We start from the raw sequence: 26,000 nt of genomic DNA, 5'->3' as shown, positions 1-26,000 counted from the left end.
AGTGAACATGGCACAGACACGCCCCTATACCGGCGTCCGCATCCTCGACATGGCGCATGATTACGCACGCTACGCCACGCGGTTGTTTGCGGACCTCGGCGCGGAGGTGATCCGCGTCGAGCCGCCCGGCGGCCTCGCGGATCGGCACGAGAGCGGGCCGGGCGCGGCCGAGCGCTTCGCCTTCTTCAACGCCAGCAAGCGCAGCGTCGAGATCGACTTCGACGATGCGGCCGGACGGCGGGCCTTCGAGGCGCTGGCCCGCGATGCGTCCGTCATCCTGGTGGAGCGCGACGGGCCGATGTTCGACGCGCTCCACGAGCTCGTGACCCTCGCGCCGCAGGCGGTCATCACCGCGGTGTCGCCCTTCGGTCTCGGCGGGCCGCTGGCGGACGCACCCGCCACCGACCTCACCCTCCAGGCGGCGGGCGGCATGACGTGGATGTCCGGACGACCGGGTGAGCCGCCGCTTCGCCTGCCCGGCGGACAGGCGACGATGATGGCCTCCGTCTACACCGCCACCGTGACGGCGATCGCCCTCGTCGACGCGGAGGCCACCGGCCGCGGCCATGTGATCGACGTCGCGGTCAACGAATGCATCGCCCATTCGCTTCAGAACGCGATCCAGGTCTGGGATCTCGAACGGCGGATCTCGATGCGCGGCGGCGAAGGCACGCGCGACGCCACGGAGGACATCTTCCGCTGCCAAGACGGCATGGTGTTCCTCGCTTCGCCGCTCTCGCTGGGCACCTCGTGGAAATCCCTCGTCGCCATGCTGGCCGAAGAGGGCCACCCCTCGGCCGTCACCCTCTCCGAAGAGCGTTGGCAGGATCGCGCCTGGCGCACCACTAGCGAGGCGCGGCAGGCCTTTCGCGAGGCGTTCGAGGCGTTCACCGCCGGGCACACCAAGCAGCACCTCACCGAGCAGGCGATCGCCCGGCGGATCGTTCTCGGGCCGGTGAGCCGCATCGGTGAGCTCGTCGACGACGAGCAGCTCGCTTTCCGCGACTTCTTCCAGACCCTCGCCCGCCCGGACGGTGAGGCGGCCCGCTTTCCGGGCCCGCCCTATCGCTTCTCGGGGGACCATTGGCACGTCTCGCCCGCGCCGGCGCTCGGCGAGGCGAACGCGGCCCACGGCAACGCATGATGGACACGATGGACTATCTGAAAGGCATTCGCTTCGCAGACTTCACCTGGGCCGGCGCCGGCCCGTTCTCGACCAAGCTGTTCTCCGATTTCGGTGCCGAGATCATCAAGGTCGAGAGCGCGACGCGGCTCGATCCCGTCCGCGCCGGCGGGCCGTTCAAGGACGGCAAGCCGGGCGTCAACCGGAGCGGCTATTTCGCCTCCCGCAACACCGGCAAGCGCAGCCTGTCGCTCGACCTGAAGTCGGAGGAGGGGCACGCCACCGCGCTCGAGCTGATCGCCCGTTCGGATGTCGTGACCAGCAATTTCGGTCCCGGCGCGATGGAGCGCCTCGGCCTCGGTTATGACGCCTGCCGGGCGGTCGCGCCGAACATCATCTATCTGCAGATGCCGATGTACGGGGCCGAGGGGCCGCGGGCGAACCTTCTCGGCGTCGGCATGACGATCAGCGCCGTGTCCGGCTTCATCTGGCACACCGCTTATAAGCCGGGCGACCCCATCGGGCCGGGCACCCATTATCCCGACCACGCGGCGAACTGCTATCACGCCGCCTTCGCCGTGCTCGCCGCGCTGCGGCAGCGGCGGCAGACGGGCGAGGGCACGCGGATCGAGCTCGCACAGGTGGAATCGACGATCAACTTCCACGGCCCGACCTTCGTCGAATGGGCCTGGAGCGGCGAGGAGCCGGCGCAGATCGGCAACCGTTCGCCCTCCGCCTGTCCGCACAATGTGTTCCCGAGCGACGGCGAGGATGCGTGGATCGCGATCGCCGTCGAGAGCGACGCGGCGTGGCGGACGCTCGCCGGCATTCTGGGTGGCGCCGCCACTGACGAGAGCCTCGCCACGTCGTCCGCGCGCCTTGCCCGGATCGACGAGGTCGAGCGCATGGTCGCGGCATGGACCGCCGCGCGCGGCGCCGAGGACGCGGCCGAGACCCTGCGCGCCGCCGGCGTGCCGGCCGCCGCGGTCGCCCATGCCCGCAGACTGATCGAAGAGGATCCACAGCTTGCCGCCCGCCACTATTGGCAGAGCATCGAGCATCCCGAACTCGGGTCCACGATCTACAACTCGCCCCCCTACACGGTGGACGGCGAGCGAGTCGCGCTGAAGCGCCCGCCGCTGCTCGGCGAGCACAATGACGCGATCCTCGCCGAGTTGCGCGGAGCGAATCCCACCTGGAGAGCGTCGGAATGAGCCGGACGAATCGGAAAGCGGCGGTCGTCGGCGTCGGCCACACCGACTGGGTCGGCGACTGGGCGCGCGTCCGCGCCGGCGAAAACCCGACCGACATCAACGGTTATGCGGCCTTCGCCTTCATCGATGCGCTGAAGGACGCCGGCCTCAAGCGCGACGATATCGACGGTCTGATCTGCGGACCCTGGAACCCTTATGAGCGGATGGGCGAGCTTCTGAAGCTCAATGTCCGCTGGGGCGACAACGCGGACGCCGTGCTCGCGGTCCTTTCCGCCGTGCAGGCGATCGAGACCGGGATGGCGGAGGTCGTCGCCCTCGTCTACGGCAACGATCAGCGTTCCGTCGGCACCCAATATGGCGGTCCGCAGGCGATGGGCGGCGACGCCTTCCTCTCTTACGTCTATCACGCGCCGTGGGGGCTCACCTCGCAAGGCGCGCTCTACGCGCTGATGTTCCAGCGTTTCCGCGCCCTTTACGGCTTCGAGGAGAGCGATCTCGGCCATGTCGCCGTGGCGCAGCGCGCGTCGGCGCAGCACAATCCCAACGCGATCATGCAGGGTCGGCCGATCTCGCTCGAGGACTATCTCGGCTCGCGCTATATCTGCGAGCCGCTGCATCTCTTCGACTATTGCCTGATCAACGATGGCGGCGTCGCGCTGATCATCGCCGAGGCGGAGCGGGCGCGCGCGATCACCGACCGCCCCGTCTATATCGATGCCGTCGGCCGCTACGACCTCAACGAGAATGCCACGACATTGGAGCCCCGGCTGACCGAATTCTATCGGCCGGCGCAGCAGAAGGTGGCCGAACAGGTCTTCAACCGGGCCGGGATCGGCCCGGACGATGTCGACGTGTTCCAGGTCTATGACAGCTTCTCGGTCCACGTGCCGCTGGCGCTCGAAGGGTACGGCTATTGCCCGGTCGGCGGCGCCGGGAAATTCCTGCGCGAATCCGGCATCGGCCTCGACGGCAAATTGCCGACCAACACGTCCGGCGGGCACCTGTCCGAGACGTACATGCAGGGCTGGAACCATCAGGTCGAAGCCGTGCGCCAGCTTCGCGGCGGATGCGGGAGCCGGCAGGTCGAGGGGGCCCGCTACGTCCACTATTCCTCCGACGTCGCGGGCAAGGCGATGTCGATCATCTACGGAAATTGAATGGCGATGACGAGCGAGACGAGCCAAACCATTCCGAACCGCGTCCTCGGGCTCTACGACAAGCCGTTCTGGCAGCTCCTCGCGGAGACCCGTGCGTTGCACCTTCAGCGCTGCGGGTCATGCGGCGCGTTCCGCTATCCGCCGGGCCCGGTGTGCCACGAGTGCCTGTCGCCGGACTATGCGTGGACGGCCGTCTCGGGCGGCGGGTCGATCATGTCCTGGGTGATCTTCCACCGGCAGTATCTCGACCTTTATCCGGCCCCCTACAACGTCGTCGCCGTCCGGCTCGACGAGGGGCCGATCATCATCTCGAACCTCACCGGCGCCGAGCCGGAGGGCTCGTGGATCGATCGCCGTGTCGAGATGGTGCCCGTGCCGATCGGCGCGGAGATCCTGCCGCGCTTCGCGTTGGTCCGATGAGCGAAGCGGCGGCCCGCACCGCGCCATTGCCGGGGGGTGATCCGTCCGCTATCGGCAGCGCTTTCACACGCGGAGCGGGTAGATGATCAAGTCGGTTGAGGAGAGGAGCGTCGGCCTCAAGGTCCAGCGAATCCAGGATCAGATCGCGGATATGATCCGGGAGCGGATCATCGTCGGGGAATATGATCGCGGGCAGCGCTTGAAGCAGATGGAGGTCGCCAAGGAGTTCGGCGTCTCGGCGACTCCGGTGCGCGAGGCCTTCGGCATCCTCGAGGCCGAGGGCTATCTCCTCGGATCGTCCCACAAAGGGGCGATGGTGCCGAAGCTCGACAAGACGCAGGTCGTCGAGATCCGCGACCTCCGCCTCCTCCTCGAGCGTGAGTTGACCCGCCACGCGCTCGCCCATCTCGATGACGCGACGCTGGCGGCCGCGCGCGACGTCCACGAGCGATGCGCTGAGGCCATCGCCAGCGGCGACCGGATCGGTGTCCGCCGGCTGAATTACCGCTTTCACTTCAACTTCTACCAGATCGCCAAGCGGCCGCAGACGCTCGAATTCGTCCGCGTCCTCTGGGCCAAATATCCCTTCCACGACCTCGACGCGATCGAGCAGCGCCAAAGCCGGATGCAGCAGGAGCACGAGAATTTTCTCACGTGCGTCGAAAGCGGCGACCGCGAGGCGGCTCTCGAAGCGATGCAGCAGCACATCACGAAAGGCTGGCACGAGGTCTTCGACGACTGAAGGAATCAGGATGAGATCGCGAACGCTCTACGAGAAGATATTCGACGCCCATGTCGTGACCGAACTCGGTGACGATCGCGCTCTGCTCTTCGTGGACCGCCACCTGGTGCACGAGGGTGTCGCAACGTATGCCCGCACGCGCCTCGCGGAGAAGAAGCGGCCGGTGCGTCGGCCCGATCTCACCCTCGGCGTCGCCGATCATACGGTGCCGACCGCCGACCGCAGCGGCGCGATCGATTATGCCGACGACGATGCCCGCGCCATGGTCGAGGATATCGAGGCGTTCGGCGCGGAGGCGGGCTTCGAGGTCTTCTCGGTGCGCGATCGCCGGCAGGGGATCGTCCATGTCGTCGGGCCGGAGCAAGGCTTCGTGCTGCCGGGCGCCCTCGTCGTCTGCGGGGACAGCCACACCTCCACGCATGGCGCGTTCGGCGCGTATGCGTTCGGCATCGGGATCAGCGATGTCGAGCACGTCCTCGCCACCCAGACCATCGTCCAGCGCCGCCTGAAATCGATGCGCGTGCGCGTCGATGGCCGCCTGCCCGCCGGGACGACGGCGAAGGATCTCGTTCTCACGGTGCTCTCCCGCATCGGCGTCGCCGGTGGGACGGGCCACGTTATCGAATATGCCGGCGAGGCGATCGAGGCGCTGTCGATGGAAGGGCGCATGACGCTCTGCAACATGTCCATCGAGGCCGGGGCTGGGGCCGGTATGATCGCCCCGGACGAGACAACATTCGCCTATCTGAAAGGCCGCAGGCTCGCCCCCTCCGGCGCGGCATGGGATGCGGCGCTGGCCTTCTGGACGACCCTCCGAAGCGACCCCGACGCGACGTTCGACACCGACATCGCGATCGATGCGGCGGACGTCGTGCCGACGGTCACCTGGGGCACCGATCCGGGGCAGTCGCTGCCGGTCGACGGTGTGCTGCCCGACCCCGCCGCGGCGGCCCCTGAGGCGGCGGCCGGCATCGCCGCCGCGCTCTCTTATATGGGCCTTTCCCCCGGCGAGCGGATCGCCACCGTTCCGGTCGACCGCGTGTTCATCGGATCGTGCACCAACGGCCGGCTCGAGGACCTGCGTCTCGCCGCGAGCGTGGTGCGGGGCCGCCGGGTCGCGCAGGGCGTCGAGGCTTGGGTGGTGCCGGGGTCGGGCCTCGTGAAGGCGGCGGCCGAGGCCGAGGGGCTCGATACGGTCTTCCGCGAGGCGGGCTTTGCGTGGCGGGAGGCCGGCTGCTCGATGTGCCTTGCGATGAACGGCGAGGCGCTGAAGCCCGGAGAGCGCTGCGCCTCCACCTCGAACCGCAATTTCGAGGGACGCCAGGGCGAGGGCGGCCGCACCCACCTGATGGCGCCCGCCATGGCCGCCGCGGCCGCGATCGCCGGCCGCATCACCGACGTGCGCGACTATCTGTGAGGCAACCCATGACATGGCCCTTCAAAGGGATCGCCGCGGCCTTCCCCCGCAGCGATCTCAACACCGACGTCATCTATCCGCAGTCCTTTCTCCGGCGGACCGACATCGCGTCGATGGACCGCCACCTCTTCCACAGTCTGCGCTTCCGCGCCGACGGGTCGGCGGAACCGGATTTCGTCCTCAACCGCGATCCCTGGACCGGCGCGAGCATCCTGATCGCCGGCCGCAATGTCGGCTGCGGATCGTCACGCGAGCATGCGGTGTGGGCGTTGAAGGCGTTCGGCATCCGCTGCGTCGTCTCCTCGCTCTTCGCCGACATCTTCAAAGCCAACTGCCTCAACAATGGAGTCGCGCCCGTGACCATAACGGAGACGGACCTCAACGCTTGCCTCGCGGCGGCGCATGATCCGACACGCTGTGTCTTTGTCGTCGACGTCGCCAATGCGGCGCTCGTCCACGACGATCTCGGATCGATCGCGTTCGATCTCGCCCCGGCCGACCGCCAGCGTATCCTCGAAGCGCGCGACTCGATCGACGGCACCCTCGAGCACGAGAGCGCGATCGCCGCGCATGAGCAGCGCTCGGCGGCGGCGATGCCGTGGCTGTCGCTCGGAGGTGCGTCGTGAGCGGCGGGCACGTCCTCGTCGTCCCGGGGGACGGCATCGGGCCGGAGGTCGTCGCCGTCGCGCGGCGTGTGCTCGACTGGTGCGTCGCCAAGGATCTCGTGGGGTTGACCTTCGAGGAGGCGGCCGTCGGCGGCGCCGCGATCGAGACGATCGGCCGTCCCATCGCCGACGAGACGGTGGCGCGCGCCAAGGCGTCGGACGCCGTGCTCTTCGGCAGTGTCGGCGGGCCGGGATGGGACGAAGGTCCGCCGGGCACCCGCGCCGGCGACGGGCTGTTCCGCCTGCGCCGCGAGCTTGGCCTCTTCGCCAATCTGCGGCCCATCCGGGTCTCCCCGGCGCTCGAACACCACACGAGCCTGAAGCCGGAGACGGTGCGCGGCGTCGATTTCGTCATCGTGCGCGAGCTGACCGGCGGCATCTATTTCGGCGAGCCGCGCGGCGTCGAGCCCGCGGAGGGCGGCGAGCGTGGCTTCAACACGATGACCTACACCTCCGCCGAGGTGCGCCGTGTCGCCAACAGCGCCTTCGCGCTCGCCCGCAAGCGCGGCGGGTGGCTCCATTCGGTCGACAAGTCGAACGTCCTCGAGGTGAGCGGGGTCTGGCGCCGGGCCGTCACCGCGCTCCATGCCGACACCCACGCCGACACGCCGCTCCACCACATCCTCGTCGACAATTGCTGTCTCCAGCTCATCCGCGATCCCTCGCAGTTCGACGTCCTCGTCATGAGCAACATGTTCGGCGATATCCTGTCCGACGGGGCGGGGGCGCTCACGGGCTCGCTCGGAATGCTCCCGTCGGCGTCACTCGGGGAGGGGACGCGCGGCCTCTACGAGCCGATCCACGGCACCGCGCCCGACATCGCCGGACAGGGGATCGCCAACCCGTGCGGCATGATCCTCAGCGCGGCGATGATGCTGGAACACTCGTTCGATCGCAAAGACCTCGCCGATCGGATCGTTGCCGCCGTCGACGACGTGCTCCTCGCGGGGACGTTCACCGCGGATCTCGCCGGCTCGGGCCCCGCCGTCTCGACGGATGCGTTCGGGGATGCCGTCATCGCCGCGCTCGAACGCGGCTGACGCGTGAGGCGGTCCGCGCCGGCGCTCGGAGCGCCGGGCCGGATCGCCACCGGCGCGCGGGCGGCGCTCCGTGCGCCGCGCCTCAGGTGACGTCGAGGAAGGCGGTCTCCTCGATCACCTCCCGCAAGAGCCGCTCCATCACGAAAATCGCGGCGTTTCGCGTCCGTCGCGGCGTGCCGAGAAAGATCTCCGGCGCCGCGAGATCGGGCGCGACGTCGAGGGCGACGAGCGTGCCACCCGCGAGTTCGTGCTGCACGAACGAATGCGGCAGCGCGCTGATCCCGAGGCCGGCGAGAACCAGCGAGCGCACGACCGACAGGCTGTCACAGGTGCAAAGACGCCGCGGGACGGTCTGATACTCGTCGAACCAATTCATCAGGAGCTGGAAGGACGGTGACGGCGAGGGGTTGGTGAAGATCCGCGTCTCGGCGAGGTCGGTCGGCTGATAGCGCGCGTGCGCGGGCAGGAGGCCCGGCGCCGACACCCAAAGGAGCCGATGCCGGCCCAGCGTCTTCAGATGGACGTTGGCCCGCGGCCTCGGCTGGGAGAGCACCGCGACATCGAGCGCCCCTTCGTCGAGACGCGCGCCGAGCACGGCGCTGTCAGCGATCGTCAATGCGACCTTGAGCGACGGATGCTCGTCCTCGAGCGCCTTCACGAGCGTCGGCAGGCCGACGATCGCGAAGCTGTCGGGCACACCGAGGCGGATTTGCCCCTTGAGATCACTGTCGCCGCTGAGCCGGCGGTCGAGATCCTCCATCAGGCTCAGGATCCGCTCGGCATAATCGAGCGCGGCCGCGCCGTCCTCGGTGAGCCGCATGGTCCGGCCACGCCGCTCGAACAGGGTGCATCCGAGCTCCGATTCCCAGGTCTTGATCCGGAACGAGATCGTCGGCTGGCTGACGTTCAACCGCTCCGCCGCGGCCCGAAAGCTGCCGAGACGGGCGATCCAATAGAGGGTGCGCAAATGGTCGGTATCGATGGCCATTGATCAATCAGCTCTATCAATTATCCGCCTTAATTAAATTAGACAGATCGGTGAAGCGCCAGCACAATTCCCATTCAGGCAAAGGACATCGTTGTTTCCCAAGGGCGCCCCGCTCGCGGGTGCAAGACCCAATAGGAGGTCGATTTGAATCGAATTCTCATGTCCCTAACCGCCGCGGGGAGCGTACTTCTCCTCGGTCTTTCTTCGGCGGATGCGCAGACGAAGCTTCGCGCGGCCAATATTCACGGCGCGACACAACCTTATACACTGGCGCTCGAGCGTTGGTCGGAGAACGTCGCGGCGGCGACGGATGGCGAGATCACCATCAGCGTGCATCCCTCCGGCTCGATCGTGTCGAACCAGCAGGATTCCTACAGCCAGGTGAAGCTCGGCACGGTCGACGCCACGATTTCGATCGCCGTCAAGGACGACGTTCCCGAGCTGCAATTGGCCGCCTTCCCCTACGCCTTCCGCAATTATGAAGACTGGCGGGCCTTCATGGACGGGCCGGAGATGGCCGCCTGGATGGAGGAGTTTCGCGAGAAGACCGGCATTCGGATTCTCGGCGTCCAGTATCTCGGCGCGCGGCACTTCACGGCCAACAAAGCCGTCCTGTCGCCCGACGATCTCGACGGGATGAAGATCCGGGCGGTCGAGCTGCCGATCTTCCTCGAAACCATCCGCGGTCTCGGCGCGCTCGCGACGCCGGTGGCATTGCAGGAGGTTCTCGGCGGCCTCAAGACCGGCGTCATCGACGGGCAGGAAAACCCGATTCCGACGATCTACCAGCTCCGCTTCTTCGACGCTCAGGATCACATCATGCTGACCGGGCACCTGCTCGGCGGTGACTTCTGGATGATGAACGACGCGCGCTTCCAGTCCCTCACGCCCGAGCAGCAGGAGACGCTGCAGGAGGAGGCCCGCAAGGCGATCTTGTGGGGCGACGAATATCTCATCCAGCAGGAGACCGATCTTCTCGCCGAGCTGGAAGCCAATGGCATGACCGTCATCGGTGAGGATGACGGCCTCGACGTCGACGCCTTCGTCGAAAAGGTCCGCGCGAACGTTTGGCCGAAGCTCGAAAGCGAGATCGGCGCCGACGCCCTGGCCACCATCGAACCCGACACCGCACAATAATCGGCCGCCGCGCGGCCGGGGCGTCGGTTCGGCGTTCCGGCCGTCGGCCCTGGGCGGCGCGGCTCGCGGGCGATCAGATCTCGAAAGGTGACAGGGTGTGACTCTCGAACGATTGGAACGATGGGCGCGGCGGATGGACACCATCCGTGATGTGGTCTGTGGCCTCCTCCTGGCGGCCATCTTCATTCTTTTGAACGTGCAGATTCTGTTTCGCTACGTCCTCGACAATCCGTTGTCCTGGCCGGAGGAGATCGCCCGGACCTGTTTCGTCTGGGTCGCTTATGTCGGCGTCGCGAAGCTGGTGCGGGAGCGCGGCTTCTATGCGATCGACGTCTTCGTCGTGATGCTCCCGGCGCCGTTGCGGCATCTCCTCGCCATCGCCGTCGATCTGCTCACCCTCGGGATCTTCGCGCTGATCCTCTACGCCTCGTCTCCGGTGTTGAAGGCGAACGCCAACATCACCACGGCGATCGGGATGCCGGTCAACATTCTCTACGCCTCGCTGCCCGTCGCCGCGGTCCTGGTGGTGCTCTCGCTGATCGTCTCGCTGGTGACGACGGGCGCGCCCGAGACCGGGAAAGAGCCCACATGACCCTCGTTCTCGGAACCTTTCTCGTCGTCATCCTGCTCGGCGCCCCGATCGCGGTGGGCATGCTGACGGCATCGGTGGCCTATATCCTGATCGAGGGCGTTCCGCTCGCGATCCTCACCCAGCGCCTCACCCAGTCGCTCAACTCGTTTCCGCTGCTGGCGATCCCGCTCTTCCTCCTTGCCGGCCGCATCCTGAACGAGGCCGGCATCACCGAGCGGATCTTCCGCTTCGCCAACAATCTCGTCGGTTCGCTGCGCGGCGGTCTCGGCCACGTCAACGTGCTCGCGAGCATGATCTTCGCCGGCATGTCGGGCGTCGCGGTGGCCGATATTGGCGGGCTCGGGCAGGTCGAGGTCCGGGCGATGAACCGCGCCGGCTATCCGCGGCGCTTCACGGCGGGCATCACCGCCGCGTCGGCCATCATCGGCCCGGTGATTCCGCCGAGCATTCCGTTGATCCTCTATTCGGTGGCGGGCGAGACCTCGATGCTGGCGCTCTTCGCGGCGGGCATTATCCCGGGCATCCTCATCGCCGTGGTCCTGATGATCAGCGTCTACGTCTATGCCCGCGTAAAGGATCTGCCGGTCGAGACGCCGGTCGCCCCGAAGGAACTCGCGACGAGCTTCTTCGCCGCGCTGCCGGCCCTCTTCGCGCCGGTGCTCCTCATCGGCGGTATGCTGAGCGGCATCTTCAGCCCCACCGAGGCCGCCGCCGTCACCGTGCTCTACGCGCTGATCCTCGCGCTCGTCTTCTACCGGGACATCGGCATCAGGGATCTGCCGCGGCTGTTCCTCGACGTCGTGCCGATGGTCGCGAACCTCTCCTTCATCATCGCGTCGGGGATGCTGTTCGCCTGGGTGCTCGTCATCGAGCAGGTGCCGCTGACGATCGTGGAGTTCATGACCGGCTTCACCGGCAGCTCGTGGCTGCTTCTGACGATCATCGTGCCGGCCTTCCTGGTGATCGGCCTCTTCGTCGAAGCCTCGATCGTGTTCATCGTCGTCGCGCCGATGCTGCTGCCGACGGTCACCGCCGCGGGGATCGACGAGATCCACTTCGGCATCATCACCGTCATCGCGATGGGGATCGGCATGTTCACGCCGCCGATGGGCATCGCTCTCTTCATGCTGAAGGACCTGTGCGGGATCACGTTCAATGAGGCGGCGAAATCCGTGCTGCCGTTCCTCGCTGCGCTTTTGATGATCCTCGCGGTGATCACCTACGTGCCGGACATCTCCCTCTTCCTGCCACGGCAATTGGGGCTGACACACTAGAGGAGGCCGCGCGAGCGCACATGCGCGCCGCCTCCGCCTCCCGTTCTCCCACCCGGTTCGTGCCGCGGCGTTCGATACCGCCGAACGGCCGGACCAACCGACGGCGGACGCAGCGGCCCTTTGCGGCCGCTGGTCGGTCACGCCCGAAGACTTCATCTCAACGACAAGAAGGATCTTCCCATGACTGCGAAGCGTATCGAGGCCATCGAGACGAGCGGTGCGCCGATTCCGAACGTGCCGCTGGCGCAGGCGACCCGCTACGGGGACATCGTGTTCACCTCGGGCCAGGTGGCCAACGATCCGGTGACCGGCGAATTCGTGGGCTCGGGCATCGAAATCGAGACGCGGCGGGTGCTCGACAATCTGACCGCCGTTCTCGACGCGGCGGGCAGCTCGATCGATCGCGTGCTGAAGGCGACCGTCTTCCTCACCGACGTCGACGATTTCGCCGCCTTCAACAGCGTTTACGAGACCTATTTCCCGGACCGGCTGCCGGCCCGTTCGACCTTCGTCGTGAAGCTCGCCGGCCCCTTCAAGGTCGAGATCGAGCTGGTCGCGGCGGTGAAGGAGAACGCATGATGGCCTCGATGGACGAGCTGCGCGCCGGCGTGCGCCGGAGCCTTCCCGAAGTGGAGCTGATCACCGACACCGACCTTGGCGACAAGGTGGTCGAGGCGTGGGCGCTGTGCCTGTCGCAAAGCGAATTCACCTCGATCGACGAGATCATCGGCGCCGGCGGGCCGGACACCTCGCCTTTGCGCGGCGGCACACAGACCGACCACATTCGCGGCGTGACGCGCATGGCCCTCGGACTCGTCGATCAACTCGCCGAGGTGGTGGGCGATAGCGGGATCGATCGGGATCTGTTGATTGCGTGCGCGCTTTGCCACGATGTCGGCAAGCCGTTCGAGTTCAGCCACGCCAACCAGAAGCGCTGGCGCGACAATCCCGGCGCGAGCGGCTATCCGGCGATCCGCCACTCGGTCTATGGCGTCCACATCTGCCTGACCGTCGGGCTTCCCGAGGCGGTCGCGCACACCGCCGGGGCGCACTCCCGCGAGGGCGATTTCATCATGCGCAGCCTCGAGAACACGGTGGTCAACTACGCCGACCATGCGTTCTGGGCCATCCTGGAGCGTGCCGGCCGGCTGGAGCCGCTCGCCGACGGGCGCGTCGTGACCTGATCCGAGCGGCCCGGCCATCGCGCCCACCAAGGTGGCGACGGCCGGGCTCTTTCCATCAGGAGCCCGCCGAGCGGGTCCCATCGCATGAGGCGCCGCGCTCCAGATGGCGCGCCAGATAACCGAGCAGCGGCGGGGCGAGCAGCATCACGACGAGAAGCCGCGCCGTCTGCATCGCCATGACGAAGGTCACGTCGACATCGGACGCCGTCGCGATGATCGCGATGGAATCCGCGCCGCCGGGGCTCGTCGCCAGATAGGCGGTGAGAAGGTCGATCCCCGTCACGTTCGACAGGACGACCGCGAAGAGCGCGCACGTGAGGATCAGCGTCGCCGTGGCGAGGAGGATCGCCGGCAAGGCTTGGAGTGCGCGGGCGACGATGGCGCGCGAGAAGCGCAAGCCGATGCTCCACCCGATCGTCGCATAGGCGAGGGCGAGGAGCCATGGCGGCAGCGTCAGCGTCACGAGGCCGGTGTCGGCGAGAATGATCGCGATGCCCATCGGAAACAGGAGCTGGCCGGCTGGAAAGCGGACGGCCCTCGCGATCAACCCGCCGGCGAAGGCGATCGCCGCCGTCGCGGCGAAGCTGCCGAGCGGCACGGGCGCGAACCAATCGACCGACGCGGCGGCCGCCTCAACATTCGGCGGCAGCGCGAAATGCGCGACGACCGAGGCGGTCAGCACGACGCCGGCAACCCTCAAATATTGCATCAGCGCGACGATCCGAACATCGGCGCCGTTGGCCTCGGCGAGGAGGAGGGCGGCCGACGCCCCGCCGGGTGCGAGGCCCCAGAGCGCCGTCGTGCCCGGAAGCGTGCCGAAACGCATCTGCAACGCTCCGACCACCGCCGCCAGTCCGACGACCCCGCCGACCCCGGTGAGGAAGATGGGCCAATCCCGCGCCACGCCGACGAAGGTTTCGACCGGCATCGTCGTGGCGATGAGGCAGCCGATGAAGCTCTGGGCGGTGAGATAGAAGGAGCGCTTGACCTTCGGCGCGTCGCCGGTGAGCGCGACGAACACCCCCGCGAGCATCGGTCCGAGCAGAAACGCCGCCGGAAGCCCCACCCACTCGAAGAGGGCGACCAGCGCGACCGAGATGACGGCGAGGAGCAGGAGGCGGCCGAGACGGCGGCCGGCGGGCACGCTGTCCGTCATCGGAAGGGGATTCCCGTCGGGGAGGCGGGTCGGCGGTGGTGATCGGCGCGTCGGATCGCATGAGGGACGCCGCCGCAAGGCTTGCTCATCGGTTTTCCTTCGAGAGAACGCCCCGCAAACGGGGATGACCGGGCGGTCTCGTGGTTCATGGCGCGAAGGTCGGTCCGATCGCGGAGCATTGCCGGATCGACGGGACCGAGCGCGCCGTCGCAGTGTGGCCTCTCGCGCTTGTCCGCGCTTCTTCCCTCAGGTTGCATCCGCAAATCGTGATGGCGACGGGGCCGGCGCGGGGCGCGAAGGCGATCGCGGCGTCGCGAACGAAGACGATGAAAAGCAAATAGCCCGATCTTTGCCCGAATGCTAACATCGGCTCGACTTTTTTGCCCGAGGAGCCGATTTTGTCACTCCAAGTCTTACTCCTGAAATCGTTGCAGTTTCTTCATTGGGGCGCGTCGCTCGAAACCCGGCGGGGCACGTCGGACCATGACGTCATCGAGGGCTCGGGCCGAAACGAGCACGTCATCGGCGGTGACGGCCGCGACAAGATCAGTGGCGGGGCGGGCCACGATCTTCTGCGCGGCGGGAACGACGACGACCGCCTCATGGGCGGTGACGGCCATGACGGCCTGTTCGGCGGCGCCGGCCACGACACCGTCACCGGCGGCGACGGGCGCGACCGGATCTTCGGCGGCTCCGGCGACGACCGTCTCGGCGGCGAGGCGGGGCGCGATTTTCTTTCCGGCGGCAGCGGGCACGACTGGATCGAGGGCGGCGCTGCCCACGACACGCTGAAGGGCGGCAACGGCGACGACACGCTCGATGGCGGCCCCGGCGCGGACGTGCTCGTGGGCGGTCGCGGGGCCGATACGCACATCTTCCAAGGCGATTTCGGCAACGACAGGATCGTCGGTTTCGAGCCGGGCAAGGACAAGATCGTCATCAACGGCTCCAGCGCCGACAATCTCACCTTCACGCGGACGATCTTCGGGGTCCGCATCGACGTCGACCCCGCAGCCGTCTCTGACCCCGCCCCGCGCGGTGCCCCGGACACACTGCAATTCGCCATGCTCGACAGCGGCGCGGCACAGACGAACGACACTGCCGCGTCCGATCCGCTCGACGGCGTGTTGGATCTCGGTCCGGTCGGCCCCGCCGGCGGGTCGATCACCATCGTCGGCGCGACGTCGATCAACCAGGACGATATCCAATATACGCCGCCCCAATATCAGGGCCCTTATTCCCCCACGGTGACGACGGCGGAGGACAAGTTCGACGAAAATCCGTCGAACGACGATCTGTCCCTCCGCGAGGCGATCGACATCGCCAACAGCAACGCCAGCGCCAACGCCGGCATCACCTACTACATCACCTTCGACAGCGGCGTCTTTTCCGAGCCCACGACCATCCGTCTCGACCCGAGCCTCGGGACGCTCGAGATCGAAGGCAATGTCTATATCGAAGGGCCGACCGGCTCCGACGGCCGTCCGTTGGTGACCCTCACCGGCGACACCGCCGGCGACGACACCACGATGGAGGCCACCCTGACCCAGGGCGCCACCATCGACGGCGACACGCCCTATCCGGCGTCCGACTGGACGGAGACCATCACCGACGTCGCGACGAGCCAGCCGGCCGGCCTTCTCGACGACAACATCCCCGTCTTCCTCCTGGCGAATCAGAGCACGGCGCGGATCGACAATTTCGTCATCACCGGCGGATCGGCCGTCGTCGGATCGCCGGCCTCGCTCGAGGGCTATGGCGGCGGCATCACGGGCCTCGGCGCGACCCTCTCGCTCGCCAATGTGTTCATCGGCGGCAACTATGCCTCGAACGATGGCGGTGGTCTCTTCCTCGGCGACGGAACGCTGACGCTGACCGGCAGCGTCGGGATCGTCGCCAATCAGGCGGGCGCCAATGGTGGCGGCGTGGCGCTGATCGACACCGCCGGCGCGGCGACGCTCAACAGCGAGTACGGCTTCATGACCGCCAATTCCGCCGGAGTCGTCGGCGGCGCGCTCTACATGCAATCGGCCCAGGCGAACATCACCGATTGGAATTTCGTCGGCAATTCCAGCGCGGGCGAAGGCGGCGCGATCTTCGTCAACGACGACGCGACGAGCGCTTTGTCGATCGACGGCGTCTGGTTCGCCAACAACACCGCGAGCCTCGTCGGCGCCGTGTGGGACGGGCCGGACAATCTCAGCCAGAACGACCTACAGCTCATCAACAACACCCAGCCGGACATTTCCGGCCCCTATGCCGAAATGCCGGACGGCTTCTGAGGCGCGCCGCGCGGTGCGCTAGAGCCCGCTCTCGGGCCAGAGGAGGCGGTAGCCGATACCCGGCTCGGTGCGGATGAAACGCGGCTGCGCCGGGTCGTCGGCGAGCTTGGCGCGGAGCTGGCCGACATAGACGCGCAGATATTGCGTGTCGTTGACATGGGCCTCGCCCCAGATCGCCGTCAGGAGCTGGCGCTGGGTCAGCACCTTCCCCGCATGCCGGGCGAGCATGACGAGAAGGTCGAACTCCTTGCGTGTCAGCGCCACCGGCCGCCCCGCGAGGGTAACGGTCCGGGCCGCGATGTCGATCGTGAGGTCGCCGATATGGAGGACGGGCGCGGCCTCTGCGGTGCCCGCGCGGGCGCGCAGCAGAACGCGCAACCGGGCGAGCAGCTCCTGGATGCCGAACGGCTTGACGACATAATCGTCGGCGCCGGCATCGAGCGCGGCGACCTTCTCCGCCTCGTCCGCCCGGACCGACAGGATGAGGATCGGCCCGGCGAACCAGTCCCGCAGCCGCCGCACGACCTCGCGGCCGTCGAGGTCGGGCAGGCCGAGATCGAGGATGACGATCGCCGGCCGCTCGGTCGCCGCCTTGCCGAGCGCCTGTTCTCCGGTGCGCGCCTCGATGACGGTGTGGCCGGACGCGGTCAGGCTGATCCGCAGGAATTTTCGGATCGCGTCGTCATCGTCGACGACGAGGATTTTCGCGCCCTCAGCCATCGAACGGCTCCGGCGACAGGACGGGCATCGCCGGCTGCGGCAGGTTGATCTCGAAGCGCGCGCCGCCGCCATCGCGTTCGCCGACGGTCACGCGTCCCCCCATCGCCTCCACGAAGCCGCGCACGATCGCGAGCCCTAAGCCCGTTCCGGCGCTTTGCCGGTCGGCATTTTCGGCGCGCCAGAAGAGGTCGAACACACGGTCGCGCCGGTCGGGAGGCACGCCCGGCCCATGATCGCTGACGGCGAGCACGAGCCGGTTGCCCCGCCGTTCGGCGCTGACGGACACCGCCTCGCCGGGCGGCGAGAAGCGGGCCGCATTGTCGAGCAGGTTGACGAGGGCTTGCTCCAGCAGGGTCGGGTCTGCCTCCACCATCGCGACCTCGGGTGCGATCTGCACCGCGACGGTGATCCCATCGAGCCGTCCCTTCAAGCGTTCGCGCGCGGCGGCGACGATATCGCCGAGGTCGAGCCATTCGCGCCGCACCGCGAGCGCACCATAGCCGAGCCGCGTCATGTCGAGAAGGTTCTGGATGAAGCGGTTGAGCCGCCCGGCCTCGGCGGCGACGGTCTTCAAGAGTTCCGCGCGATCGCGCTCCGACATGTCGCCGCCGAGCGCCTCGAGCGTCGACACCGCGCCGATGATCGAAACCAAAGGCGTGCGCAGATCGTGGCTCACCGAGGATAAGAGCGCGGTCCGCAGCTTCTCCGTCTGGCTATAACGCTGCGCCTCGGCGGCCTCCGCGATCATCCGAGCCCGCTCCAGGATGAGGGCGGCCTGATCGACGAGCGTGTCGAGGAGGCGCCGGTCCGCGGCGCGGAGCGGTTCGCGGCCGTCCTCGCCGCGCAGCCCGAGAACGCCGAGCGTGCGCTCGCGCGCGACGAGGGGAATGAAGAGCCAGCCGCTCGACGGCAGCGTGTCGGTCGACCAGCCGGCGCGCTGGCCTTGCCGCCAGGCCCAATCCGCGGCGGCCGCGGATCCGGGGTCGATCTCGTCGATCGGCGGCGATCCGGCGAACACGACGAGGCGGCCGGAGGCGTCCGGCGTCAGGAGCACGGTCTCGACCGGCACCGAAGAGCGGACCTGGCTCACCACGGTCCAGGCCATGTCATAGTCGCTGGTGGCCGACAGCGCCTTTCGGGTGAACTCGTAGAGCGCGCGGGTGTGCCGCTCGGCGACGCGCATCGCGGCGACCTGCGCGTTCAGCCGTGCACCGAGAATGCCGACGACGAGGCTGAACACGAGGAAGAACGCGAGGGTGAGCACCTGCCAAGGGTGGATCACCGACAGCGTCAGCCGGGGTTCGGTGAAGAAATAGTTGTAGGCGATGAAGGCGAGGATCGAGGTGAACACGGCCGCCGGCACGCGGCCCGCCGCGCCGATCGCGAGCACCGGCGCGAGGAAGACGAGGGAGAGGTTGGCGAGCGGCAGAGTATGGTCGACGAGGAGGCCGAAAGGCATGGCGAGGCCGACATAGAACGCCCCGAGGAGATAGGCGCGCGGTGAGAACGCCTCCACCGCGACGGGTTGGACGGGGGCCGCGCTGTCGGCTCCGCTGCCGAGCACCGTGATCTCGAAAGAATCCCCGCCGGCGATCAGCCCCTCGTGCAGCCGTGGGCGAAAAAGGCGGACGCCTTTCTCCGCCGCGACGACGATCCGCGAGACGTTGCGCCGGCGCGCATAATCGAGGATCGCCTGCGGGGCCGACCGCGCGACGGCGAGCTGTTCGGTCTCCGCGCCGAGCTGCTCGGCGAGGAGGAGCGCCCTTTCGATGGAGGGATCGGTGGTTTCGCCGTCGCCGATGGCGAGGACGATCCACGGCGCGCGGCTGCGGTCGGCCATCCGCTTTCCGGTCCGCACCAGCCGTTCGGCGGCCCCGGCGGTGAGGCAGACGAGAAGCCGGTCGCGCGCGGGCCAGGCCGAGGCGACGGCGTGGCTGCGCATATAGTCGATCATGTCCCGGTCGACCCGTTCGGCCGCGACGCGCAACGCCATCTCGCGTAGCGCCGTGAGGTTGCCGCGCGAGAAAAAGCGCGTGATCGCCCGCGCCGCCTGCTCCGGGACGTAGACCTTGCCTTCGCGCAGGCGCTTTTGCAGCACCTCCGGCGTCACGTCGATCACCTCGATCTCGTCCGCCGTCTCGACGACCTTGTCCGGCAGCGTCTCGCGCACCTTGATGCCGGCGATGCGCTCGACCACGTCGTTCAGGCTGTCGAGATGTTGGACGTTGAGCGTCGTGTGCACGTCGATGCCGGCGGCGAGCAGCTCCTCGACATCCTGCCAGCGCTTCGCGTGCCGCTCGCCCGGCACGTTGGTGTGGGCGAGCTCGTCGACGAGGACGAGCGCGGGTCGGCGTTCGAGGATCGCGTCGAGATCCATTTCCGGCAACATGCGGCCGCGATAGGAAACGAGGCGGCGCGGGATCGCCTCGAGGCCGACGAGAAGCGCCTCGGTCTCCCGCCGGCCGTGCGTCTCGACGAGGCCGACGACCACGTCGACCCCGTCGGTCTTCGCGTCCTGGGCGGCGCGGAGCATTTCGTAGGTCTTGCCGACGCCGGGAGCGGCGCCGAGGAAGAGCTTGAGGCGACCTCTGCCCGCGCGGCCGACCTCGGCGAGGAGGGCGTCCGGGTCGGGGCGGCGCTCGTCGTCAGCCATCGGAGGCCTGTGCTCCGATGGCCGGCTCGTCCGGGAGCGGAAACGCCGCGTCGAGGGCGAGATTGGCGAGAAGGACGTTGACCACCGGCTCGCCGAATAGGCCGAGCGCTCGGCCTTCCACGCGCTCGCGCAGGAACGCGCGGATCTGCGCCGGCGACACGCCGCGGGCTTCCGCGATACGGGCGGCCTGCGCGAACGCTGCATCCGGCGAGATGTGCGGATCGAGGCCGGAGGCCGACGCGGTCACGAGGTCGACCGGCGGCTTGACGCCGTGCGCGGCGACGAAGGCGGACGCCCGGTCCCGCACCGCGCCGATGAGGCGGGCATTGGTGGGGCCGAGATTGCTCCCCGAAGAGTTCGCGGCGTCATACGCCACGGCAGACGGACGGCCCATGAGATAATGCGGCGCCTCGAACATTTGGCCGATGAGGGCCGAGCCGACGATACGCCCGTCGCGCACGATGAGCGAGCCCTTCGCCTCGCGCGGAAAGAGGGCCCCGGACAGCGCGGTCATTCCGAGCGGATAGGCGAAGCCGAACAGCACCGTCATGACGACGATCACGGTCGCTGCGGGTCTGAAGAGGGTCATTGTCGGCATCCTTAGGCAAGGCCGAGGGCGGTGACCGCCATGTCGATGAGCTTGATGCCCACGAACGGGACGAGGAGGCCGCCGAGGCCGTAGATGAGGAGATTGCGACGCAGGAGCGCCGCCGCCGACATCGGGCGATAGGCGACGCCCTTCAGCGCCAGCGGGATGAGGACCACGATCACGACGGCGTTGAAGATGACCGCCGAGAGGATCGCCGACCCCGGCGAGCCGAGGCGCATGATGTTGAGGGCCTGAAGCTGCGGGTAAGCGGCGAGGAAGAGGGCCGGGATGATCGCGAAATATTTCGCGACGTCGTTGGCGAGCGAAAAGGTCGTCAGCGCGCCGCGGCTGATGAGGAGACCCTTGCCGACCTCGACGACGCGCATGAGCTTGGTGGGATCGGAATCGAGATCGATGAGATTCGCCGCCTCCTTCGCCGCGGGCGTCCCGTCATTCATGGCGACGCCGACGTCGGCCTGAGCGAGCGCGGGCGCGTCGTTCGAGCCGTCGCCGCACATGGCGATCAGGTGGCCGTCGGCCTGGGTGGCGCGGATATAATCGAGCTTCTTTTCCGGCGTCGCCTCGGCGACATAGTCGTCGACGCCGGCCTCTGCGGCGATCGCGGCGGCGGTCAGCGGGTTGTCGCCGGTGATCATCACCGTGCGCACCCCGGCGGCTCGCAATTCGGCGAAGCGTGCCTTGATGCCCGGCTTCACCACGTCCTTGAGGTAGATCGTGCCGAGGGCGCGGCGGTCCTGGGCCACGACGAGCGGCGTGCCGCCGGCACGGGCGATCCGCTCCACGTCGTCGCGAACGTCGTCCGGCAGCGCGCCACCGTCCGCGGCGAGCCATCGCGCGATCGCGTCGGTCGCGCCCTTGCGGAGCCTTCCGTCGGCGAGATCGATGCCGGACAGGCGCGTCTCGGCGGTGAAGGGGACGAGCGTGCCGATACGGTCGGCGTCCCCGCGCATCCCCATCCGCTCGGCGAGGGCGACGATGGACTTGCCCTCCGCCGTCTCGTCGCCGAGCGAGGCAAGCCGCGCGGCGCGGATCAGCGTCTCGATCTCCACCCCTTCGGCCGGATAGAACGTCTCCGCCTGGCGCGCGCCGTAGGTGATCGTGCCGGTCTTGTCGATGAGGAGCGTGTCGACGTCGCCGGCCGCCTCCACCGCGCGACCGGATTTCGCGATGACGTTCTCCTTCACGAGCCGGTCCATGCCGGCGATGCCGATCGCCGACAAAAGCCCGCCGATGGTGGTCGGGATCAGCGTGACGAAGAGCGCGAGGAGGTAGGCGGTCGGGATCGTCTCGCCCGAGAAGATCGCGAACGGTTCGAGCGTCACGACGACGAGCACGAAGATGATCGTGAGGCCGGTGAGGAGCAGCGACAGCGCGACCTCGTTCGGCGTCTTGCGCCGGTCGGCCCCTTCCACGAGGGCGATCATGCGGTCGAGAAAACCCTCGCCGGGCGCCTGCGTCACCCTCACGACCAGGTGGTCGGAGACGACGCGGGTGCCGCCGGTCACCGCCGAGCGGTCGCCGCCTTCCTCGCGGATGACGGGGGCGGATTCGCCGGTGATCGCGCTCTCGTCGACCGAGGCGACGCCTTCGACGACCTCACCGTCGGCCGGGATCGTATCGCCGGCATCGATGCGCACGAGGTCGCCTTTGTGCAAGGACCGGGAGGAGACGGGCTCCGGGGGCGCGCCAGGATGGGCGAGGCGCTTCGCCATGGTCTCGGCCTGGGTCGCGCGCAGACTGTCGGCGCGGGCCTTGCCGCGCCCTTCGGCCATCGCCTCGGCGAAGTTCGCAAAGAGCACCGTCGCCCACAGCCAGGCCGCGATCTGGACGATCAGCGGCGCCGGCGCATCGCCGATCCCGAACGCGGCATAGACGCTCGCGAGGAGGGCGATGATCGCCGTTACGAAGATCACCGGGCTCTTCGCGAGGCGGCGTGGGTCGAGCTTCAGGACCGCATCGCGCGCGGCGTGGGAGAGGAGGGCGGGGTCGAAGAGGCCCGGCCCGGCGAGCGGGGGATGTTTCGTCATGAGACGACCTCAGTGGACGGCGAACGTCGTGCCGGCCGCCATCGCGAACTGTTCCGCGAGCGGGCCGAGCGCGAGCGCCGGGAAGAAGGTGAGACCGCCGAGCACGAGGATGACCGCGACGAGGAGGCCGACGAAGATCGGTCCATGGGTCGGAAACGTGCCGGCGGAGGGCGCGAAGGTGCGCTTTTCGGCGAGGGCACCGGCGATCGCGAGCATGGGGATGATGTAGGCGAACCGGCCGAGCATCATGCACAGACCCTGCGCCGTCGTGTGCCATGGGGAGCCCGCGCCGAAGCCGGCGAAGGCGGAGCCGTTGTTGCCGGTCGCCGAGGCGTAGGCGTAGAGGATTTCCGTCAGCCCGTGCGGGCCGGGATCCTGCACCGCGGCGACCGCCTGCGGAACGATGGCCGCGAGCGCGCCGCCGCCGAGAATGCCGACCGGCATTGCGAAGAAGGCGAGAAGCGCGAGCTTCACCTCCTTCGTCTCGATCTTCTTGCCGAGATATTCCGGCGTCCGGCCGACCATCAGCCCCGCAATGAAGACGGCGAGGACGACATAAGAGAGCATCCCGTAAAAGCCCGCGCCGACACCGCCGAAGATCACCTCGCCGGTGAGGATGTTGACGAGGGGCATGAGGCTGCCGATCGGCGTGAAGCTGTCGTGCATCGCGTTGACGGAGCCGTTCGAGGCGGCGGTGGTGGACACGGCCCAGAGCGCCGAGCTCGCGATGCCGAACCGGGCGTCCTTGCCCTCCATGTTGGCCGGCGCCCCGGCGACAACGTCCGCGATCAACGGGTTGCCGACCGTTTCGGCCGCGTAGGTCACGCCGAGCCCGACGGCCCAGACGATCGCCATCGCGGCGAAGATCGCGCGCCCCTGCCGCCGATCGCGCACCATGCGGCCATAGAGGAAGCAGAACGCCGCGGGCAGCGCGAGGATCGCCCACATCTCGATGAGGTTGGTGAGGGCGCTCGGATTCTCAAAAGGATGGGCGGAATTGGCGTTCCAGAAGCCGCCGCCATTGGTGCCGAGCTGTTTGATCGCGATCTGCGCCGCCGCCGGCCCCTGGGCGATCGTCTGCACCCCGCCCGACAGCGTCTCGGCGGAGGTATAGGGCATCAGATTTTGCGGCACGCCGAGCGCCACGAGGGCAAGGCCGACGACGATGGCGAGCGGCAGAAGGATCCACACCGTCGCCCGGACGAGATCGACCCAGAAGTTGCCGATCGTCTTGGTCTCCCGCCGCGCGAAGCCGCGGATCACCGCGACGCCGACGGCGATGCCGGTGGCGGCGGAGACGAAATTCTGCACCGTCAGCCCCGCCATCTGGCTGAAATAAGAGAGCGTCGTCTCGCCCCCATAGGCCTGCCAGTTGGTGTTGGTCATGAAGCTGATCGCCGTGTTGAAGGCGAGCCAGGGCGACAGTCCCGGCAGGTGCTGCGGGTTGAAGGGGTGCGCGGCCTGGGTGAGAAGGATGGCGTAGAGGACCAGCGCCCCGGCGAGATTGAAGGCGAGCACGGCGGCCGCGTATTGCAGCCAATTCTGCTCGGCGGCGGGGTCGATGCCGGCGGATCGGCACAGCACGCCGTCGACCCGCGCGAAAACGGGATGATCCGTCCGCGGCCGGGCAAGGACGATGTCCATCCAGGCGCCGAGGGCGATGGCCGTGGTCGTGACGAGAAGCGCGTAAAGCGCAAATTGTGCGAGATCGATGACCATCGGATGCTCAATAATTCTCCGGGTCGGCGAACGCGAAGCCGAGATAGACGAGGATGCCGATGGCAACGGCTCCGCCGAGTAGGAATTCTATGCTCATGGTGTGCCTCTAGATCCGGGCGCAAAGGCGAATGAGGCCGAAGGACAGCGCAAAGGCCGCGACGAGCGTCGCGAGATAGACGAGCGTCATCATGATGGTTCTCTCAAAGGCGCGGGCCGACCGGCGCGGTGGCGCGGACGAGCGGCCGCCGGGGTGAGAGCGCGTCCAGGCGGCCGGTCCCATCGGGCGATGGGCCGGCGTTTGGCGATCGGCATGGGGTGGTCTCCGCCGTTATTGACGAGGCGGAAGATCGTGCGGCGCGCGTCTGGTCTCTATTCGGAACGCGCCGGGCGGGCGCAAAGACGCTGCAAAATCCTTATGCGGATTTTATAGGCCCGGCGTGGCGGGCCGGCCGGCCGCTCAATAGCGCGGGAAGCACTCGGGATAGTGGGCGTACATCGCGGCGATCGCCATCAAATGCAGGCTGGTGTCGAAATAGTTCGTCATCTTCATTTCGGTGGCATCGGCCGAGATTGGGGTGCCATCGTCGAGGCAGTGCAGCATCTCGTAGATGAAAACATACGATTTACCCCAGAATTTGTCGGTTCTGGCGAACGTGAACACATCGAACGGATAGATGTCGCGCGTGTCGTCGGGCCAGATTTCCATGAGGTAGCGGGTGACCTTCGGGCTCGTGCGGCCGAGTTGCATGAGATAGAGCGGAATGCGGACCGCGTCGTAGCTGAAGCGCGGCGGAAAGCCTCGCGCCGGCACCACCTCGCCGTAGGCATTCACCGTCGACCAGTCGGACGGCGGATGGATCAGCGAATCGAGAATGGCGTCTCCGTCGCGCATCACCTTTTCCCATGGGTGATCCGGCGCGAGGGCCTCGAGGACGGGGAGCGTCAGGGGAATATAGTAGCTGAGATTAAGCGTCGGATCCGGCTCGCGCGGGGTCGGGGCCGCCCACTCGCCGGGGAGGAGGACGGTGAACCCGCCAAACTCCCGGATGAGCTTGGTGCCGGTCGCCTCCGCGATCGCCGTCGCCTCGGCGATATATTCGGCGTTGTCCCAACGCATTCCGGCGAGGCCGAGCGCGGTTGCGATGAGGATCTCGCCGTCGGAGGCGTTGTTGCGATCCGTCAGGCCCCGGCCCGGCACCCACTTCCAGGCGAACAGCTTGTCGGCGCGCTGCATCTTCGCCTTGGCGAAGCGCCAGATGAGGTCGAACGTCTCCGGATCGGAGCCGAGCAAGGCGAGCAGCATCCCATAGCCCTGGCTCTCGGAGTGGGTGATGCCGCCATTCTGCGGATCGAACACGCGGCCATCCGGCTGGATGAACGCCTTTCTGTAGATCTGGAACGCGGCGGCGAACCACTGCTGCTCGGCCGGAGGGAGCTGGCCGAGATAGGGCATGTAGGATTGGTCGAGAGCGTAAGATCGCGGTGAAAGGGAGAGCAGCAGAAGTAGAGCAAGCAACGCTGACCTGAGACGCATGGAATCCTCCAAGAGCAGAGGGCGGCGATGCGGCTTCTTGCTCTCAAAATTTAAGAAAACACAATTTTGAGAAATAATCTCCCGATTTTCGCCTGAATGTCGGCGGCGCCGCACGAGCCGTGCGCGACGCCGTTCTCCAAGACGCCAGAAAGAAAAGCTCAGCCCCGCGCGGCGGCGCACGGTCCGCCGCTCGGCCGCCGATATTTGCGGGCGGTCGCCGGTGTTGAAGGACCGGCCAGGCGGGCCGACCGAGGGCCGCCACCTGACACACCAAGGCCGGCGGTCATCGCGGCCGCGCTCGTTTCGCCTTCGACATTCGATCGCCCCCGTTGACCGTCCGACGTCT

General features: G+C 67.8%; 23 protein-coding genes. 14 read left to right on the top strand and 9 right to left on the bottom strand.

From position 1 onward, the window contains the following. The first annotated feature begins 7 nt into the window (after positions 1 to 7). From L1787_RS09920 to leuB, 8 genes are all read left to right on the top strand, one after another. A complete protein-coding gene (locus tag L1787_RS09920; RefSeq protein ID WP_235708646.1) occupies positions 8 to 1,144 on the top strand; it encodes a CaiB/BaiF CoA transferase family protein in 1,137 nt (378 codons plus the stop codon). 8 nt (positions 1,145 to 1,152) lie between these two features. Continuing rightward, complete coding sequence (locus L1787_RS09915; RefSeq protein WP_235708645.1) at positions 1,153 to 2,337, top strand: CaiB/BaiF CoA transferase family protein; 1,185 nt, start codon at positions 1,153 to 1,155, stop codon at positions 2,335 to 2,337. Next, positions 2,334 to 3,494 (top strand): thiolase family protein, encoded by a 1,161-nt coding sequence (locus L1787_RS09910; protein ID WP_235708644.1) that lies wholly within the window; start codon positions 2,334 to 2,336, stop codon positions 3,492 to 3,494. The genes L1787_RS09915 and L1787_RS09910 overlap by 4 nt, the downstream gene beginning before the upstream one ends. Then, entirely contained in the window at positions 3,495 to 3,914 is a 420-nt protein-coding gene (locus L1787_RS09905) for a Zn-ribbon domain-containing OB-fold protein (RefSeq protein ID WP_235708643.1), read from the top strand. Between the two features lie 82 nt (positions 3,915 to 3,996). Beyond that, positions 3,997 to 4,656: a GntR family transcriptional regulator gene (locus tag L1787_RS09900; RefSeq protein WP_235708642.1), complete on the top strand. Its 660-nt coding sequence runs from the start codon at positions 3,997 to 3,999 to the stop codon at positions 4,654 to 4,656. A 10-nt stretch (positions 4,657 to 4,666) separates the two neighbouring features. Beyond that, entirely contained in the window at positions 4,667 to 6,073 is a 1,407-nt protein-coding gene (gene leuC, locus L1787_RS09895) for a 3-isopropylmalate dehydratase large subunit (RefSeq protein ID WP_235708641.1), read from the top strand. Positions 6,074 to 6,081: 8 nt separating this feature from the next. Further along, positions 6,082 to 6,699: a 3-isopropylmalate dehydratase small subunit gene (gene leuD / locus L1787_RS09890; protein ID WP_235708640.1), complete on the top strand. Its 618-nt coding sequence runs from the start codon at positions 6,082 to 6,084 to the stop codon at positions 6,697 to 6,699. Next, positions 6,696 to 7,778: a 3-isopropylmalate dehydrogenase gene (gene leuB, locus L1787_RS09885; protein ID WP_235708639.1), complete on the top strand. Its 1,083-nt coding sequence runs from the start codon at positions 6,696 to 6,698 to the stop codon at positions 7,776 to 7,778. Before leuD ends, leuB begins: the two co-directional genes overlap by 4 nt. An 82-nt stretch (positions 7,779 to 7,860) precedes the next feature. Here the strand turns inward: leuB and L1787_RS09880 are convergent, their stop codons facing one another. After that, positions 7,861 to 8,766, bottom strand: a complete 906-nt coding sequence (locus tag L1787_RS09880) for a LysR family transcriptional regulator (protein WP_235708638.1) — start codon at positions 8,764 to 8,766, stop codon at positions 7,861 to 7,863. 159 nt (positions 8,767 to 8,925) lie between these two features. Here L1787_RS09880 and L1787_RS09875 point away from each other — a divergent pair, with 159 nt between their 5' ends. The 5 genes from L1787_RS09875 (at position 8,926) to L1787_RS09855 (ending at position 12,953) form a co-directional block, all read left to right on the top strand. Beyond that, complete coding sequence (locus L1787_RS09875) at positions 8,926 to 9,903, top strand: TRAP transporter substrate-binding protein (protein ID WP_235708637.1); 978 nt, start codon at positions 8,926 to 8,928, stop codon at positions 9,901 to 9,903. Between the two features lie 133 nt (positions 9,904 to 10,036). After that, positions 10,037 to 10,495, top strand: a complete 459-nt coding sequence (locus tag L1787_RS09870) for a TRAP transporter small permease (protein WP_235708636.1) — start codon at positions 10,037 to 10,039, stop codon at positions 10,493 to 10,495. Continuing rightward, positions 10,492 to 11,769: a TRAP transporter large permease gene (locus L1787_RS09865; RefSeq protein ID WP_235708635.1), complete on the top strand. Its 1,278-nt coding sequence runs from the start codon at positions 10,492 to 10,494 to the stop codon at positions 11,767 to 11,769. Before L1787_RS09870 ends, L1787_RS09865 begins: the two co-directional genes overlap by 4 nt. A gap of 180 nt (positions 11,770 to 11,949) precedes the next feature. Then, entirely contained in the window at positions 11,950 to 12,348 is a 399-nt protein-coding gene (locus L1787_RS09860) for a RidA family protein (RefSeq protein ID WP_235708634.1), read from the top strand. Further along, complete coding sequence (locus L1787_RS09855; protein WP_235708633.1) at positions 12,345 to 12,953, top strand: HD domain-containing protein; 609 nt, start codon at positions 12,345 to 12,347, stop codon at positions 12,951 to 12,953. The genes L1787_RS09860 and L1787_RS09855 overlap by 4 nt, the downstream gene beginning before the upstream one ends. 55 nt (positions 12,954 to 13,008) lie before the next feature. Here L1787_RS09855 and L1787_RS09850 read toward each other — a convergent pair whose 3' ends face one another. After that, a complete protein-coding gene (locus tag L1787_RS09850) occupies positions 13,009 to 14,109 on the bottom strand; it encodes an AbrB family transcriptional regulator (protein WP_235708632.1) in 1,101 nt (366 codons plus the stop codon). Positions 14,110 to 14,507: 398 nt separating this feature from the next. Here L1787_RS09850 and L1787_RS09845 point away from each other — a divergent pair, with 398 nt between their 5' ends. Next, complete coding sequence (locus tag L1787_RS09845) at positions 14,508 to 16,391, top strand: hypothetical protein (protein WP_235708631.1); 1,884 nt, start codon at positions 14,508 to 14,510, stop codon at positions 16,389 to 16,391. 18 nt (positions 16,392 to 16,409) lie between these two features. On the opposite strand, the gene L1787_RS09840 is transcribed toward L1787_RS09845, so the two are convergent. From L1787_RS09840 to L1787_RS09810, 7 genes are all read right to left on the bottom strand, one after another. Further along, on the bottom strand, positions 16,410 to 17,111 hold the full coding sequence (locus L1787_RS09840) for a response regulator (RefSeq protein WP_235708630.1): 702 nt from the start codon (positions 17,109 to 17,111) through the stop codon (positions 16,410 to 16,412). Continuing rightward, complete coding sequence (locus tag L1787_RS09835; protein WP_235708629.1) at positions 17,104 to 19,764, bottom strand: ATP-binding protein; 2,661 nt, start codon at positions 19,762 to 19,764, stop codon at positions 17,104 to 17,106. Before L1787_RS09835 ends, L1787_RS09840 begins: the two co-directional genes overlap by 8 nt. Further along, positions 19,757 to 20,353, bottom strand: a complete 597-nt coding sequence (gene kdpC, locus L1787_RS09830) for a potassium-transporting ATPase subunit KdpC (protein ID WP_235708628.1) — start codon at positions 20,351 to 20,353, stop codon at positions 19,757 to 19,759. Before kdpC ends, L1787_RS09835 begins: the two co-directional genes overlap by 8 nt. Positions 20,354 to 20,364: 11 nt before the next feature. Continuing rightward, positions 20,365 to 22,401, bottom strand: a complete 2,037-nt coding sequence (kdpB, locus tag L1787_RS09825; protein WP_235708627.1) for a potassium-transporting ATPase subunit KdpB — start codon at positions 22,399 to 22,401, stop codon at positions 20,365 to 20,367. Positions 22,402 to 22,410: 9 nt separating this feature from the next. After that, a complete protein-coding gene (gene kdpA, locus L1787_RS09820) occupies positions 22,411 to 24,120 on the bottom strand; it encodes a potassium-transporting ATPase subunit KdpA (RefSeq protein WP_235708626.1) in 1,710 nt (569 codons plus the stop codon). Positions 24,121 to 24,226: 106 nt separating this feature from the next. After that, positions 24,227 to 24,400, bottom strand: a complete 174-nt coding sequence (locus L1787_RS09815; protein ID WP_235708625.1) for a hypothetical protein — start codon at positions 24,398 to 24,400, stop codon at positions 24,227 to 24,229. Positions 24,401 to 24,577: 177 nt separating this feature from the next. Continuing rightward, positions 24,578 to 25,654 (bottom strand): family 8 glycosyl hydrolase, encoded by a 1,077-nt coding sequence (locus L1787_RS09810; protein WP_235708624.1) that lies wholly within the window; start codon positions 25,652 to 25,654, stop codon positions 24,578 to 24,580. Between the last annotated feature and the right edge of the window lie 346 nt (positions 25,655 to 26,000).

The sequence above is a fragment of the Acuticoccus kalidii genome (assembly GCF_021556395.1).
GTDB classification, from domain to species: domain Bacteria; phylum Pseudomonadota; class Alphaproteobacteria; order Rhizobiales; family Amorphaceae; genus Acuticoccus; species Acuticoccus kalidii.
This window is presented reverse-complemented; position numbering and strand designations above follow the sequence as displayed.